Origin of the sequence: Providencia sp. PROV197, from assembly GCF_028479625.1 — a bacterium.
Taxonomy (GTDB): Bacteria; Pseudomonadota; Gammaproteobacteria; order Enterobacterales; family Enterobacteriaceae; genus Providencia; species Providencia vermicola.
In genome coordinates this window covers 41,594-55,585 of sequence record NZ_JAMPNZ010000008.1, presented here as the reverse complement: position 1 = coordinate 55,585, position 13,992 = coordinate 41,594, and the positions used below count along the sequence as shown (strand labels likewise).

Annotated in this window: 14 protein-coding genes and 1 other annotated feature; of the genes, 4 read left to right on the top strand and 10 right to left on the bottom strand. The window is 44.5% G+C overall.

Annotation, left to right across the window (positions count from 1 at the left end; all coding sequences use genetic code 11):
• Positions 1-233 precede the first annotated feature (233 nt).
• Positions 234-875 carry a CatB-related O-acetyltransferase gene (locus PR808_RS04490; RefSeq protein ID WP_272538793.1) on the top strand — a complete coding sequence of 214 codons (642 nt, stop codon included), beginning with the start codon at positions 234-236 and terminating at the stop codon, positions 873-875.
• 46 nt (positions 876-921) lie between these two features.
• Here PR808_RS04490 and PR808_RS04485 read toward each other — a convergent pair whose 3' ends face one another.
• A complete protein-coding gene (locus PR808_RS04485) occupies positions 922-1,419 on the bottom strand; it encodes a YbaK/prolyl-tRNA synthetase associated domain-containing protein (protein ID WP_206085404.1) in 498 nt (165 codons plus the stop codon).
• Between the two features lie 333 nt (positions 1,420-1,752).
• Here PR808_RS04485 and PR808_RS04480 point away from each other — a divergent pair, with 333 nt between their 5' ends.
• The gene (locus PR808_RS04480; RefSeq protein ID WP_442960047.1) at positions 1,753-3,930 is read left to right on the top strand and encodes a TonB-dependent receptor; all 2,178 of its coding nucleotides are present in this window, start codon (positions 1,753-1,755) and stop codon (positions 3,928-3,930) included.
• 55 nt (positions 3,931-3,985) lie between these two features.
• Complete coding sequence (locus tag PR808_RS04475; protein WP_272538792.1) at positions 3,986-4,972, top strand: ABC transporter substrate-binding protein; 987 nt, start codon at positions 3,986-3,988, stop codon at positions 4,970-4,972.
• 34 nt (positions 4,973-5,006) lie between these two features.
• Here the strand turns inward: PR808_RS04475 and hisIE are convergent, their stop codons facing one another.
• From hisIE to hisG, 8 genes are read right to left on the bottom strand one after another with little or no spacing between them, the layout of a single operon-like run.
• Complete coding sequence (gene hisIE / locus PR808_RS04470; RefSeq protein WP_206085407.1) at positions 5,007-5,618, bottom strand: bifunctional phosphoribosyl-AMP cyclohydrolase/phosphoribosyl-ATP diphosphatase HisIE; 612 nt, start codon at positions 5,616-5,618, stop codon at positions 5,007-5,009.
• Positions 5,612-6,388: an imidazole glycerol phosphate synthase subunit HisF gene (gene hisF / locus PR808_RS04465; protein WP_206085408.1), complete on the bottom strand. Its 777-nt coding sequence runs from the start codon at positions 6,386-6,388 to the stop codon at positions 5,612-5,614. The genes hisIE and hisF overlap by 7 nt, the downstream gene beginning before the upstream one ends.
• Entirely contained in the window at positions 6,370-7,107 is a 738-nt protein-coding gene (gene hisA, locus PR808_RS04460) for a 1-(5-phosphoribosyl)-5-[(5-phosphoribosylamino)methylideneamino]imidazole-4-carboxamide isomerase (RefSeq protein WP_206085409.1), read from the bottom strand. The genes hisF and hisA overlap by 19 nt, the downstream gene beginning before the upstream one ends.
• A 5-nt stretch (positions 7,108-7,112) precedes the next feature.
• The gene (hisH, locus tag PR808_RS04455; protein ID WP_272538791.1) at positions 7,113-7,706 is read right to left on the bottom strand and encodes an imidazole glycerol phosphate synthase subunit HisH; all 594 of its coding nucleotides are present in this window, start codon (positions 7,704-7,706) and stop codon (positions 7,113-7,115) included.
• Positions 7,706-8,773: a bifunctional histidinol-phosphatase/imidazoleglycerol-phosphate dehydratase HisB gene (gene hisB / locus PR808_RS04450; RefSeq protein WP_206085411.1), complete on the bottom strand. Its 1,068-nt coding sequence runs from the start codon at positions 8,771-8,773 to the stop codon at positions 7,706-7,708. Before hisB ends, hisH begins: the two co-directional genes overlap by 1 nt.
• Positions 8,774-8,786: 13 nt before the next feature.
• Positions 8,787-9,857, bottom strand: a complete 1,071-nt coding sequence (gene hisC / locus PR808_RS04445) for a histidinol-phosphate transaminase (protein WP_272538790.1) — start codon at positions 9,855-9,857, stop codon at positions 8,787-8,789.
• Between the two features lie 3 nt (positions 9,858-9,860).
• Positions 9,861-11,177, bottom strand: coding sequence for a histidinol dehydrogenase (gene hisD, locus PR808_RS04440; protein ID WP_272538789.1), 1,317 nt, complete (start codon positions 11,175-11,177; stop codon positions 9,861-9,863).
• A gap of 6 nt (positions 11,178-11,183) precedes the next feature.
• A complete protein-coding gene (gene hisG, locus PR808_RS04435) occupies positions 11,184-12,083 on the bottom strand; it encodes an ATP phosphoribosyltransferase (protein ID WP_272538788.1) in 900 nt (299 codons plus the stop codon).
• Between the two features lie 39 nt (positions 12,084-12,122).
• Positions 12,123-12,249: a sequence feature (His leader region), on the bottom strand.
• A gap of 267 nt (positions 12,250-12,516) precedes the next feature.
• On the opposite strand from hisG, the gene PR808_RS04430 reads away from it, so the two are divergent.
• A complete protein-coding gene (locus tag PR808_RS04430; RefSeq protein ID WP_272538787.1) occupies positions 12,517-13,344 on the top strand; it encodes an SDR family oxidoreductase in 828 nt (275 codons plus the stop codon).
• On the opposite strand, the gene PR808_RS04425 is transcribed toward PR808_RS04430, so the two are convergent.
• Positions 13,337-13,960: a glutathione S-transferase family protein gene (locus PR808_RS04425; RefSeq protein WP_272538786.1), complete on the bottom strand. Its 624-nt coding sequence runs from the start codon at positions 13,958-13,960 to the stop codon at positions 13,337-13,339. The genes PR808_RS04430 and PR808_RS04425 overlap by 8 nt on opposite strands.
• Positions 13,961-13,992 lie beyond the last annotated feature (32 nt).

Sequence of the window (13,992 nt, the reverse complement as noted above, 5' to 3'; positions counted from 1 at the left end):
TATGTTTATAATTAAATTATTAATTTTCAATTAAATGAAAATTAAATTATTCTATTTTTGATTAAAGTGATATTATTAAAGTTATTGGCTAAGACAGTACTATAGTGATTGATATGAGAAACCCATTATTAAATCAGCCTAGAGTGGCTAAAGGTGATGTATTTTGAGCGCGAATACATCACCATAGAAAGCGTTCTATGGTAATCATAAACAAATAAAATAGGTTTATTACCATGAATAAGAAACATTGGTCAAAATACCAATTACTTCACGAAGTTGTGCAAAATCCCAATATTCATATCAAAGGAAAACACAGTTATTACAGTGATTGCTACGATAATGGCTTTGAAGACTCCGTTGTGCGTTATTTACAAGGGGATGCGCAAAGTCGAGATTGGCAACTGGCATGGGATGTGGACCAACTGTATATCGGCGATTATGTCTGCATTGGCAGTGAAGCGGTGATTTTGATGGGGGGAAATCATACTCATCGAATGGACTGGTTTTGCTTGTATCCTTTTCTTGAATATATTGAGGAAGCTTATATCGGGAAAGGGGATACCATCATTGGTGACGGTGTGTGGATTGGCATGCGGGCGTTTATTATGCCTGGCGTCAAAATCGGTGAGGGTGCCGTCATTGCAACTAACAGTGTGGTGGTTAAGGATGTTGAACCTTATTGTATTGTGGGGGGAAATCCTGCGAAGCCTGTTAAATACCGGTTTTCACCTGAAGTGATTGCCGAGCTATTGGCGCTGAAAATCTATGATTGGCCAGAAGCAAAATTCACCGCATTAAAGCGTGTGATTTGTGGTTCTGATTTTCAGGCGCTAAAACAAGCCAGTATCGAATACGACCAACAACGTTATTCGTAATTGTTATAAGGGGGTTCTGCGGAATCCCCTTTTTACTATTAGACAGTTAGCTTTCTTCCGTGCGAATAAATTCAACCAATGTAGGCTGTGCAATGCGTTGGTAATCTTGTGTATTTAAAATAATTGATCGCTCTAACGTCCCTGCATTGAATGCCAGTTCATCAAAACGTGCAAACAATAACGGATCGGCAATAAGCCGTAAATTGGGGTGAAAGCTAAACGGGGGGATCGCACCAAATACACACTGAGTCAGCTCATCCACTTCTTTTGGGCTTGCCAGTGATGCACGAGTTCCACCAATGGCGATGGCTATTTTGCTTAAATCGGCTTGCTTGTCCGCAGGTAAAATGGCTAGAACATGTTGCTTCACCCCATTTCCTTTTACATGACAGACTAAACCCTTAGCACCTTGCCCTAATTGCGTTCCACGAATTTTTGCCACTTCCTCGGATTTCCCCGCGGTGGAGTGTTCCATTACACGGTATTTGGCATGATTGTCATCTAATAGCTGAGTTAATTGCCTAAAAATTACGTTCTCTGACACCGTTTTTTCCCTTTAAAACCCGATCAATATCAGGGAATGATAACAAGTTCATTGGGAGATACAACCGCAAAACGTAAGAGCCAATAACGGGGTAAATTTGGGAAATAGTATAAATTGCATATCAGATGCGGTTTTTACCTGTTTTGTCCATCCGTTCACGGATTTTATTATGGTATGTTCTGAAGTATTTTTATTATCTAATAAATTCAATTAATTATAAATCACGATTACATGTTAGTAATGAGAATGTTTATTGTTAAGAGTTGAGCTTGATCATTTACGCTCTGTTTTATTCTCGGTAATATAATTTTTTATATAACGAAAATAGATAACATGAAACGTAAAACCCACTTATATGTCATCACGTCATTGATCGCAGGGATCGCGCCATCCATCGTTGCTGCTCAAGTTTCCGAACAAATCAGCAAACCGAAACAAGATAAAATGCTCGTCACGGCAGCACCGACAGATGTCACCGCTGAAGCCCAAGCTGGCGCAGGTTTCTTTACTTCTCAAATTGACCTTGGGCCATTAGGCGATGTGGAATGGATTGATACCCCTTATTCCACCACCACAATCAGTCGTGAAATGATAGATAACCAGCAAGCGAAAAGTGTCAGCGAGCTGCTGAAATACGCCCCAAGCGCACAGATGCAAGCACGCGGTGGGATGGATGTCGGCCGTCCTCAAAGCCGTGGTATGCAAGGTAGTGTTGTTGCCAATAGCCGTTTGGATGGACTCTATATGGTGTCGACAACAGCATTCCCTGTGGAAATGCTCGACCGCTTAGATGTCATTAACAGTTTAACAGGAGCACTGTATGGCCCAGCGAGCCCAGCAGGGCAGTTTAACTTCACCGCCAAACGCCCTGAAGATATTCAACGTTTATCATTAGGTTACCAAAGCCGTAATGCTTACAGCGGGCACGTTGACCTTGGAGGGTATTTCGATACCGATAAACGCTTTGGTTACCGTTTGAATTTAATGGATGAAGAAGGGACGGGTAACTTAAAAGATAGCACCTTACGCCGCAAGCTGGCATCGGTTGCTTTTGATTGGAATATTCAACCAGGCACACAATTGCAACTGAACGCCAGTCACTACAATTTTGTGCAAAAAGGCTATGTTGGCAGCTTTAGTTATGGTCCTGACATTAAATTACCCAAAGCACCAAACCCACAAGATAAAAACTTAGCTCTGCATACTGCGGGAAATGATTTAACCACCGATACCGTTAGTACACGTTTAATTCATGATTTCAATGAAGACTGGAAATTGACAGCGGGTGTTGGCTTCCAACAAGCGGACAGGGCGATGCGCACAGTTTCAAGTCAAATTGTTGATAACCAAGGTGGGATAAAACGCTCATTGTCAGACTCCCCCGCATCAGGGCGTTTTCGCGTCCTGAGTAACTCAGCGGTACTTAATGGCCATGTGGACACGGGCTCAATTGGCCATGATTTATCATTCGCCACTAACGGCTATGTTTGGTCAATTTACAGTGCAAAAGATGGCAGCATTAAACGAGATTTAGGCTCAACCAATATGTTCAACCCTTCACCGATGGAAGAGCCATCTGATGGACGAATTCATACGGGGGGCTCTCGTTATAAAGCTAGCGAAAACCGCCAACAAAGTATCACGGTAGGTGACACCATGACCTTTGACTCGCAGTGGGCAGTGATGTTTTATTTGAGCCAAAGTTGGATTGAAAGCCAAAGCTTTGACAAACAACATCATAAAACTAGCCAAACTAATGATAACGGGCTAAGTCCACAGGCGGCGGTGATGTATAAAATTAGCCCACAAGTGATGACTTACGTGAGCTATGCGGATTCTCTGGAAGAGGGGGATACCGCGCCATTGAATCAAAACATTAAAAATGAAGGGCAAGCGCTTGATGCCTATCGCAGTAAGCAATATGAAATTGGGATTAAAGCGGATGTGGCTGATTTAAACCTCGGTGCGGCACTGTTTCAGTTAGAGCGCCCATTTGCTTATGTCGATAATAATGATGTATTTCGCAAACAAGGGGAACAAGTCAACAGGGGGCTTGAACTCACAGCTACAGGCCATGTTTGGCAAGGGTTGAATGTTTATAGTGGTATTACTTTCTTAGACCCGAAATTGAAAGACACGAAAAAAATCGAAGCGCGTGATAAACGTGTTGTGGGGGTGCCTAAAGTTCAAGCGAATATGTTAGTGGAATATGCTCTGCCATCTATGCCTGAATTGGTGTATAGCGCCAATGTGCATTACACCGGTAAACGTGCCGCTAATGACACCAATACCAGTTGGGCGGGAAGTTACACGACGTTGGATCTTGGCACTCGCTACAGCACAAAAATCAATCAAACCCCAACAACGGTTCGTTTATCGGTGAATAACGTCACTGACGAGCGTTACTGGGCATCCATTTTCCCATCAGGGATCAATGGTGAAGGCCGTGGTGGGAGTGCCTTCTTAGGTGCAGGCCGTGAAGTTCGTGCAACGGTTACGTTTGATTTCTAATGATAAAAGTTTAGGAGCTCGCCGTTTTATATCAAGGTAAAGCGGCGTGATAAATATGAGAAAAACTATTTTTCTGCAATCGGTCATTTTACTGTTTGGTCTGCTAATGGGCAGTGCAATACAGGCGAAGACAGATAACCCGCAATTACGCATCGCAACACCTTGGCCTGCACAAAATACCATTATTATGATGCTCGGTTATGGCGAGCAAATTGTCGGCACTTCGGTGATTGCGAAAAAAATTCCGTTGTTTCGCCAAATGCTGCCAAATATTGATGATGTCCCAGTGATCAGTATTAGCAACCAACTGAGCCCAGAACAGATCATTTCATTACGTACGGAATTACTGTTTGTCGCCAAAGGAATGGAGGTTCCACAGCGTGATTTATTAGAAAATGCAGGGGTAAAAGTGGTTGAATACCCCGCTAATTCTTTAAAATCGTTACAAGAAAGGGTACAGGCAACCGCAAAAGAGCTGGGCCCAGATGCACAAAGTAAAGCGATTGAATACCAACGTTATTTCGACCGTAATGTGGCATTGGTTAATGCACGGCTGGCGGACTTAACGGAAGCGGAAAAACGCACGGTTTACCACAGTATGGGGAGCACATTGTTTACCTCGGGGCGACCATCGTTAAATCAAGATTGGATGGATTTAGCTGGGGCAAAAAATGTGGCAGAAACATGGTTTGCAGATAAAAAAAATAACTCAGGTGAGGTATTACTGGAAACCATCATCGCAGCGAATCCAGATGTGATTGTGGCGATGAATAAGGAAGATGCCAAGATCATCAAATCATCTTCCCAATGGCAAGAGATGGACGCAGTTAAAAACCAGCAAGTGTATGTGAATCCAAAAGGCATGTTTTGGTGGTGTCGTGAAACGTCTGAAGAAGCGTTGCAGTTTTTATGGTTAGCTCAAACACTGTACCCAGAGCGTTTTGCGGATATCAATATGCAGCAAGAAACGGCGGATTTTTACCTGAAATTCTTTGGCATTTCACTGAGTGAGGTGCAAATCGATAATATTTTGCACCCATAAAATAACTCTGCCTGCTAAACAGGCAGTTTATCAACTACTGATGACGCTCTTTTAAGCGTTTGATAATCGTGCTTAAATCGAGGTCTTGGTCTTGCAGTAACACCATTAAATGGTACATCAAATCCGCAGCTTCGTTTGTCAATTCAGCACGGTCATTAACAGTTGCGGCCAGTGCGGTTTCAACGCCTTCCTCACCCACTTTTTGTGCGATACGTTTTGTGCCGCTGGCATACAGGCGGGCGGTATAAGAGCTCTCTGGCGATGCCGTTTTACGCTCTTTTAATAGCGTTTCCAGCTCAAACAAAAAGCCCCAGTCACTTTGTGCAGGTGCAAAACAGCTTTGTGTGCCGTTATGACATGTTGGGCCATCTGGCAGGGCGAGGGCTAATAAGGTGTCGCTATCGCAATCAGGGTAAATATCTAATAAATTCAAAAAATTATTGGAGGTTTCCCCTTTTGTCCACAAACGCTGTTTGGTTCTTGAATAAAAGGTCACTTTGCGGCTCTCTAAGGTGACTTGCAGTGCTTCAGGGTTCATGTACCCCAGCATCAGCACATCCCCTGAAACCGCGTGTTGTACGATAACTGGCATCAGATTATCGACTTTTTGCCATGCTAGTTGGCTACATTGTTCTGTGGTTAACATACTCTAATTTGAACTCCATTTTCGGCTAGGTATTGTTTTAATTCACCGATATTAATAATTTGTTTGTGAAAGACGGAAGCGGCTAAGGCACCATCAACACCAGCATCAGCAAAGGCATCAAGGAAGTGAGCTTTTTCACCTGCGCCCCCTGAAGCAATTAACGGCACTTGGCAAACCTCACGCACTTTTTTCAGTTGTACCAAATCATACCCTTGGCGTACACCATCTTGGTTCATCATATTTAAGACGATTTCGCCCGCGCCGCGTTGCTGGGCTTCTTTGACCCAATCCAAGGTTTTCCAGCGGGTTTGTGTGGTACGTTTTTCATCCCCTGTAAATTGGTAAACTTGATATTCATTGGTACTGTCATCAAACCAAGTATCAATGCCCACCACGATACACTGAACACCAAAGCGGTCGGCTAAACGGGTGATTAACGTTGGGTCAGACAGTGCGGGGGAGTTAATCGAAATTTTGTCTGCGCCAAAAGATAAAATCTGCGCTGCATCTTCCACACTCTTAATACCGCCTGCCACACAGAACGGAATATCAATCACTTCTGCAACTTTAGCAACCCAGCTTTTATCGACAACGCGGCCATCAGATGATGCAGTAATATCATAAAAAACCAGCTCATCGGCACCTTCTTGTGCATAGCGCTGCGCTAATGGCACGATGTCGCCGATAATTTCGTGGTTACGAAATTGCACACCTTTAACGACTTGTCCGTCGCGAACATCCAAACACGGAATTATGCGTTTTGCCAACATTCGATTGCCTCCGCAACGGTAAATTTACCTTCGAGTAATGCTCTGCCCACAATAACCCCAGCAGCACCAGACGCTGGAATAGCCGCGATATCCGCTAAATTGCCAATGCCACCAGAGGCTTGAAAGGCAATATCAGGGAATTTCTGGCTGATTTCTTGGTACAGATTGACGTTTGAGCCAGCCAGCGTGCCATCTTTTGAAATATCGGTACAAAGAACGTGTTTTAAGCCATAAGGGCGATAAATTTCAATAGCTTGCTCTAAGGTTAAATTAGAGTTTTCTTGCCAGCCGCTAATGGCGATTTCTTTCACACCTTCGGCATTGATCCGCACATCTAACGCCAACACAATTGCTTCACCGCCGTAGGTTTCAAACCAGGTTTTCACCAGTTCAGGCTTGGTGACAGCCGTTGAACCAATCACCACGCGAGTTGCACCCGCATCTAATAACGCTTTGACATCGTCTTCGGTACGAATACCACCGCCTACTTGTACTGGGACACTCACACCCGCTAACAGTTTTTTCAGTAGCGGAATTTGGCGTTTTTGTGGGTCTTTTGCCCCCGTTAAATCCACAAGATGTAGGAGTTTCGCGCCTTCTTTTTCATATTGTTGTAAACGCGGGAGTGGGTCAGTGCCGTAATCCGTTTGCTTGGCGTAATCCCCCTGATGTAACCGCACCACGGTGCCATCAATTAAATCTAATGCAGGAATGATCATGGTTCTTACATCTCCAAAAAGTTTTGAATCAAGCGAGCGCCAGCGGCACCTGAACGTTCAGGGTGAAATTGCACACCGAAAAAGTTGTCGCGATTTACTGCACTGCTAAATGGGTTGCCATATTGGGTTTGCGCGATGGTATTTTCTGAAATTGGCATCGAATAGCTGTGCACAAAATAGAAATAAGCATCATCAGCAATCCCTTTGAATAACGGGTTCCCCGCGAGGGCTTTCACTTGGTTCCAGCCGCTGTGGGGAACGGGTAAGCCATTGGCATCCATTTTGCGCACAGGACTATCAATCAGACCAAGTAACGGAATTTCCGTTTGACCTTCTTCGCTGATGCTGCCGAGTAATTGCATGCCCAAACAAATCCCTAAAACAGGTTGAGTTAATGCTCTGATTAAGGGCACTAATTCACGCTCTACGAGTTTTTCCATCGCTGCGCTTGCAGTACCTACACCGGGTAAAAACACCTTATCGGCTTGTAAGATAGTGTTGGTATCACGGCTAACCACAGGGCAGTAACCTAGGCGTTGCACCGCATAGGTTACCGACGCTAAATTTGCACAGCCAGTATCTAGGATGACAACGTTCATCAAAGAACCCCTTTTGAGCTTGGTAAAGTATCCCCTTCAACACGGATAGCTTGGCGCAATGTACGACCAAACACTTTAAATAAGCTTTCAGCTTTGTGGTGATCGTTTTTCCCTTTAGTTTTCAAGTGCAACGTACAACCCATAGCGTAAGATAACGAACTAAAGAAGTGCTCAATCATTTCGGTGCTTAAATCCCCCACGCGCTGGTATTTAAATTCGGCTTTATATTCAAGGTGAGGGCGCCCTGAAATATCTAGCGCACAGCGTGCTTGGCACTCATCCATCGGTAGCACAAAGCCAAAGCGTGCGATGCCGCGTTTGTCACCCAGCGCCACTTTCAATGCCTCGCCTAAAGCAAGGCCCGTGTCTTCGACGGTGTGGTGGTCATCGATAAATAAATCCCCTTTGACTTCAACATTTAAGCGGAAACCACCGTGGGTTGCGATTTGGTCTAGCATGTGGTCAAAGAAGCCAACACCAGTGTTAATTTTGCTGCCACCTTCTTGGTCTAACCAAACCTCCACCAGAATATTAGTTTCTTTGGTGACGCGCTCAACACGTGCATGGCGGTCGCGTTTGGTTAATTGGGCAGTGATGGTTTCCCAATCGAGGTCGGTCGCACTATAGCGTAACCCTTTGATCCCCATGTTTTTAGCTAGTTGAAGATCAGTTTCACGGTCGCCGATGACATAGCTATTGTCGCTGTCGAGCACATTGCTGTCTAAATAACGCTCAACTAATTGAAGTTTAGGTTTGCGACAAGCGCAGTTATCTTCGGGTTTGTGCGGGCAAATCAGGACTTCATCAAATTTTACACCTTGCGATTCAAAAACTTGCATCATCAAGTTGTGTGGTGGCTCAAAGTCTGCGGTTGGGAAGCTATCGGTACCTAAGCCATCTTGGTTGGTTATCATCACTAAACGGTAATTGGCTTTTTGCAGAGCAAGTAAACTTGGAATGACGGCCTTTTCAAAGGCAAGTTTACTTAAGCTATCCACTTGGAAATCAGTCGGTGGCTCGGTAATTAATGTTCCATCACGGTCGATAAATAAAATTTTCTGGCTCATGAGTCATTCCTAATTAGCAAAGTGCTTCAATAGCTTCAATAACACGGACATTTTCAATTTCTGTCCCGATAGTAATGCGCAGGCAATTTTCCAGTCCTGGCTGCTTGCTTTGGTCACGTAAGATAATGCCTTGATCCCACAGGGCTTTAAACACTTTATTGCCGTCAGTAAAGCGCACCAAAATATAATTGGTTTCGCTTGGGTAAACTTTTTCGACAACTGATAAATCACGCAGAGCTTCAGACAGGGCAATACGGTTTTCAGTTACGGTTGCTACACGGCTTTTCATGGTGGCGATGCCTTGTGCATCAAGGGCTTGCGCTGCAATCATCGCAACTGGGGTCGATAATGGGTAAGGGGCGATAACTTTTAATAATATCTCAATCACTTCAGCTGATGCTAACGTGAAACCACAGCGCAATCCTGCTAATGCAAAGGCTTTTGATAACGTTCTTAAAATAACCAAATTAGGGTATTTTGCTAACCAGCTTGCGACGCTGTACTGCGGACAAAACTCAATATAGGCTTCATCAACCACTACCAGCGCACGGCCTGCCGCCATCTCTAACACTTCCTGCAAATCTTTATTATCGATGATATTGCCGGTTGGGTTATTTGGGCTACAAATATAAATAAGTTTAGTATTTGTGAGGTTTTCGCGAATAGAAGCCACATTTAATGACCAATCTGGCAGAGCCATAATTCTTTTCTGCTCGACGCCAAAGGTTTCTGCACTGACGCTGTACATGCCGTATGTCGGAGGACAGAACATCACAGCATCTTTGCCGGGTTCGCAAAATGCGCGGATCAGCAATTCAATGGATTCATCCGCACCACGGCACACTAAAACTTGCTCAGGGGTAATGCCTGCGTAGGCCGCATAGTTATTGATTACAGCCACAGGTTGGCATTCAGGGTAACGGTTTAGGTTGCGCTCACTAAATTGGTAATCTGGTGCGATAGGATATTCGTTAGCGTTGAGCCAAACGTCCCCATTTCCCCCTAAACGGCGCGCAGACATATACGGGGTCATGGTTTTGACATTTTCACGCGCAAGGCTGGCAGCATTAAATTTTTGGCTCATGACTTACTCCTGATTTTGTTTTTTTAGTTCTGTGACACGTAAAGTCACCGCATTTTTGTGGGCAGTCAGTTGTTCCGCCTGCGCTAACGTTTCAATGGTGTTGGCTAAGCCTAATAAACCCTGTTTAGACAGTTTTTGCACGGTCATGCGCTTCATAAAATCTGCAAGGCCGAGGCTTGAATAGGTTGTTGTGTAACCATAGGTCGGTAAAACGTGGTTGGTGCCTGAAGCGTAATCCCCAGCAGACTCTGGTGACCAATCACCAACAAAAACAGACCCTGCACTGGTGATGTTCGCCACTAAATCATCGGCATCACGAGTTTGTAAAATCAAGTGTTCTGGCCCGTAACGGTTACTGATTTCCACACATTGTTTGATAGAGTCAGCAATAATGACGCGGCTGGCGTTCAGGGCTTCTCGCGCAATCGCAGCACGTGAAAGCTGGGCGAGCTGTTTTTCTGTTTCTGCTATCACGCGCTGGGCGAAGTTTTCATCATCGGTTAATAAAATGACTTGAGAATCTGGGCCATGCTCCGCTTGGGATAACAAATCAGAGGCGGTAAACGCTGGGTTCGCTTGGCTATCAGCAATCACTAACACTTCAGATGGGCCCGCTGGCATATCAATCGCTGCACCTTCGTGGCTTTGGCTGACTTGGCGTTTTGCTTCAGTCACATAAGCATTGCCTGGGCCAAAAATTTTATCGACTGCAGGGATGCTCTGTGTCCCAAAGGCCATCGCAGCAATCGCTTGCGCACCACCGACTTGGAAAATCTCTGTAATGCCACACAGTTTTGCCGCATACAGAATTTCATCGGCAATAGGGGGTGGGGAACATAAAATAATTTTGCGGCAACCCGCGATATTAGCGGGTGTGCCTAACATCATGACCGTTGATAATAACGGCGCTGAGCCACCTGGAATATACAAACCAACTGCATCAATCGGGCGTGTGACTTGCTGGCAAACAACACCCGCTTGGGTTTCTACCGTTATGGGGGGGGGGATCTGCGCTTCGTGAAAACGGCGAATATTACTAATGGCCGTTTTCATTGCTGTTTTAATCTCATCACCGAGGCGTGCTTCAGCTTCATCAACTGCATTTGGTGCAACACGTACGGTATCAATTTCGGTTTTATCAAAACGGCGGCTTAAGGCTTGGAGGGCGCTATCGCCCTCTCGACGAACTTGATTGATAATCTCACTGACTGCGGTGCTAATGCTACCAGAGGCAGCAATAGCAGGGCGCATCAGTAATGCACTTTGTTGTTGTTCGTTGCAATCTGCCCAGCGAATTGGCTGGTTGAATCCCATTTCCATGATGACTTACTCCATCATTTTTTCGATTGGCAGAACAAGAATTGAACTTGCACCTAATGCTTTTAGTTTTTCCATGGTTTCCCAGAATAAGGTTTCTGAGCTGACCATGTGCATAGCAACGCGGCTGTGGTCACCTGCTAGCGGCAGAATAGTTGGACGCTCAGCCCCTGGCAGTAGCGCGATGATGTCATCCAACGTTTCACTTGGTGCGTGCAGCATGATGTATTTAGATTCGCGAGCTTGGATAACGCCTTGAATACGGGTCATCATACGGTCAATAAGTTGTTGTTTGTCCGCAGACATTTCGCCATCACGTTGAATTAAACACGCTTTAGAGCGATAAATCACTTCCACTTCTTTCAGGCCATTGGCTTCTAAGGTTGCACCCGTAGAAACGAGGTCACAGATGGCATCGGCTAAGCCAGCACGAGGGGCGACTTCGACAGAACCATTCAGTAAGCAAGATTTAAACTGAATGCCTTTTTGGTCGAAATAGCGTTTTAGCAAGTGTGGGTAAGAGGTGGCAACGCGTGAGCCATTTAAGCATTCTGCCCCTGTATAGTTAAAATCTATTGGTGCAGCTAAAGAGAGGCGGCACCCACCGAAATCCAAGCGGCGCAATGTTTTGTACTGAGGGTCTTCCCCTTGTGCGCGGCGATTTAATAACTCTTCTTCAAGGACGTTTTCACCGATAATGCCTAAGTCCACTACACCGTCCATAACCAGCCCTGGAATATCGTCATCACGCACACGAAGTAAATCAATAGGCATATTTTCTGCATAAGCAATCAAACGTTGTTGTTGTAAATTGATTTTGATCCCGCAGCGAGCCAATAACTCTCTTGATTCTTCGCTTAAACGACCTGACTTTTGAATAGCAATACGTAAACGTGATTTATCCAACATAACCTTACCCCATATTCCTTTAGTAACTTTTTGTTTTAATATAAAAAACCCTCGGAAGATTATCTTCCGAGGGTTCTCTCATTTGCATTTCAGCCACCGGAAGATTCGTTGATCGTCTTCCAGCACACATCGCCCGAAAGACTAATCAGGATGATGGTGATGATGATGGTTGCGTGAAATACGATTCATAATGTCTTCCGTTCTCTTATTTAACTGAATGACTAAACATTCACTGTGCTAACTAAATACTCATTGGTATCCAACCTATCCGATTTCCCCCTATGAATGCAACCTTTTTTTAAAAAATAACCAATAATAATTCGTTGGGCAGGTTTTATAGTGATTAATCCCCCCGAAAATCCATTCGGAAGTTTTATGGTTTTCAGCTAATCTAAGAAAAAACTTAGTGCCTTAGCAGATTTGGAGTCGAAGCATGAAAAAAGTCACAATTATTGGATTGGGTTGGCTGGGGTTACCATTAGCACAGGCTTTACTTTCCAAAGGTATCCAAGTGGTGGGAACCAAAACAACGCCAGATGGTATTGAGGCCGCTCGAAGTGTGGGGATTGAGTGTTACTCATTAAAACTGACGCCTGGGCTAGAATGTGACGCTGATGATTTAACGCAATTGATGGAAGGTAGTGATGCGCTAGCCATTTTGTTGCCACCCTCTAAAGTGAATGTGGAACATTATGTGTCAGCGATTGAAACGCTGGTAAATAGTGCGATTACCTTTAAGGTGCCCAAAGTGATTTTTACCTCTTCGACGGCGGTGTATGGTGAGCAAAATGGTGAAATGACGGAAGATTCTCCGTTAGAAGGTGTAACGGCTTCCGCACAGGCGTTGATTGATACCGAAAACTGGTTACATCAATTGCCAAATATCTCGGTGGATATACTGCGTTTAGCGGGGTTAGTGGGGGAAAAACGTCATGCAGGGCGTTTTTTAGCCGGCAAAACAGGGGTTAAAGGTGCCATGCAGCCTGTGAATATGGTGCATCAAGATGATGTTATTGAAGCGATTCTTGCATTACTTAACCAATTAGAGGGCGGACATCTTTATAATTTGTGCGCACCTATTCACCCAACGCGACGAGCGTTTTATACCCAAGCGGCGAAATCATTGGGGCTCGTTCCTCCTGAATTTATTGACTCAGTGAATGAAGCGGAAGGAAAGTGGATTAACGGCAATCGAATTTGCCAAGAAATCGGGTTCGAATACCAATATCCAAACCCGAATAGCATGTTGATGACTATTTAATTGGGATCATCACAATTTTTTTGAACGCAGGGCGTGTGGTGAGCTGTTGGTACCAGCGCTCTAAGTTTTTAAACTCAGGGCGTTCGGTGACAATTTCGTGCCATGGGTAAAATAATGGCGCAATGGCAATATCGGCAATACCGAATTTATCACCGCTAAAATACGCCTGATGGGCTAAGGCATCATCAGCAATTTGCAGTAATTTGTTGATATTGGCATAAATGATTTTTGCTTGCTCTGGGTCTCTATCGGCTTCTGGGACACGGACGATTTTGTTCATCATCTGTTTAATGTGATCAAACAAATTCGCGTTGCTCCAATCCATCCATTTATCGGCTGCTGCTCTTTCTTGTACATCCTTAGCCAGTAATAAGTGAGAGTGATCAAACTTTTCCGTAAGGTAACGTAAAATTGCATTTGATTCCCACAGAGCAAAGTCATCATCCTGTAGAGTTGGGATTGTGCTGTTTGGATTCATTTTTTTGTATTCAGGTGTATCAAGCCCACCAAATGGGCCACCCACATCTTTTTGATTATAAGCCACATTTAATTCTTCTAAGCACCAAAGTACTTTTTTGACATTGGAAGAATTGGCACGTCCCCAGACAGTTAACATTGCAGTCTCCTAATTGATTTTTGTCATTAGCC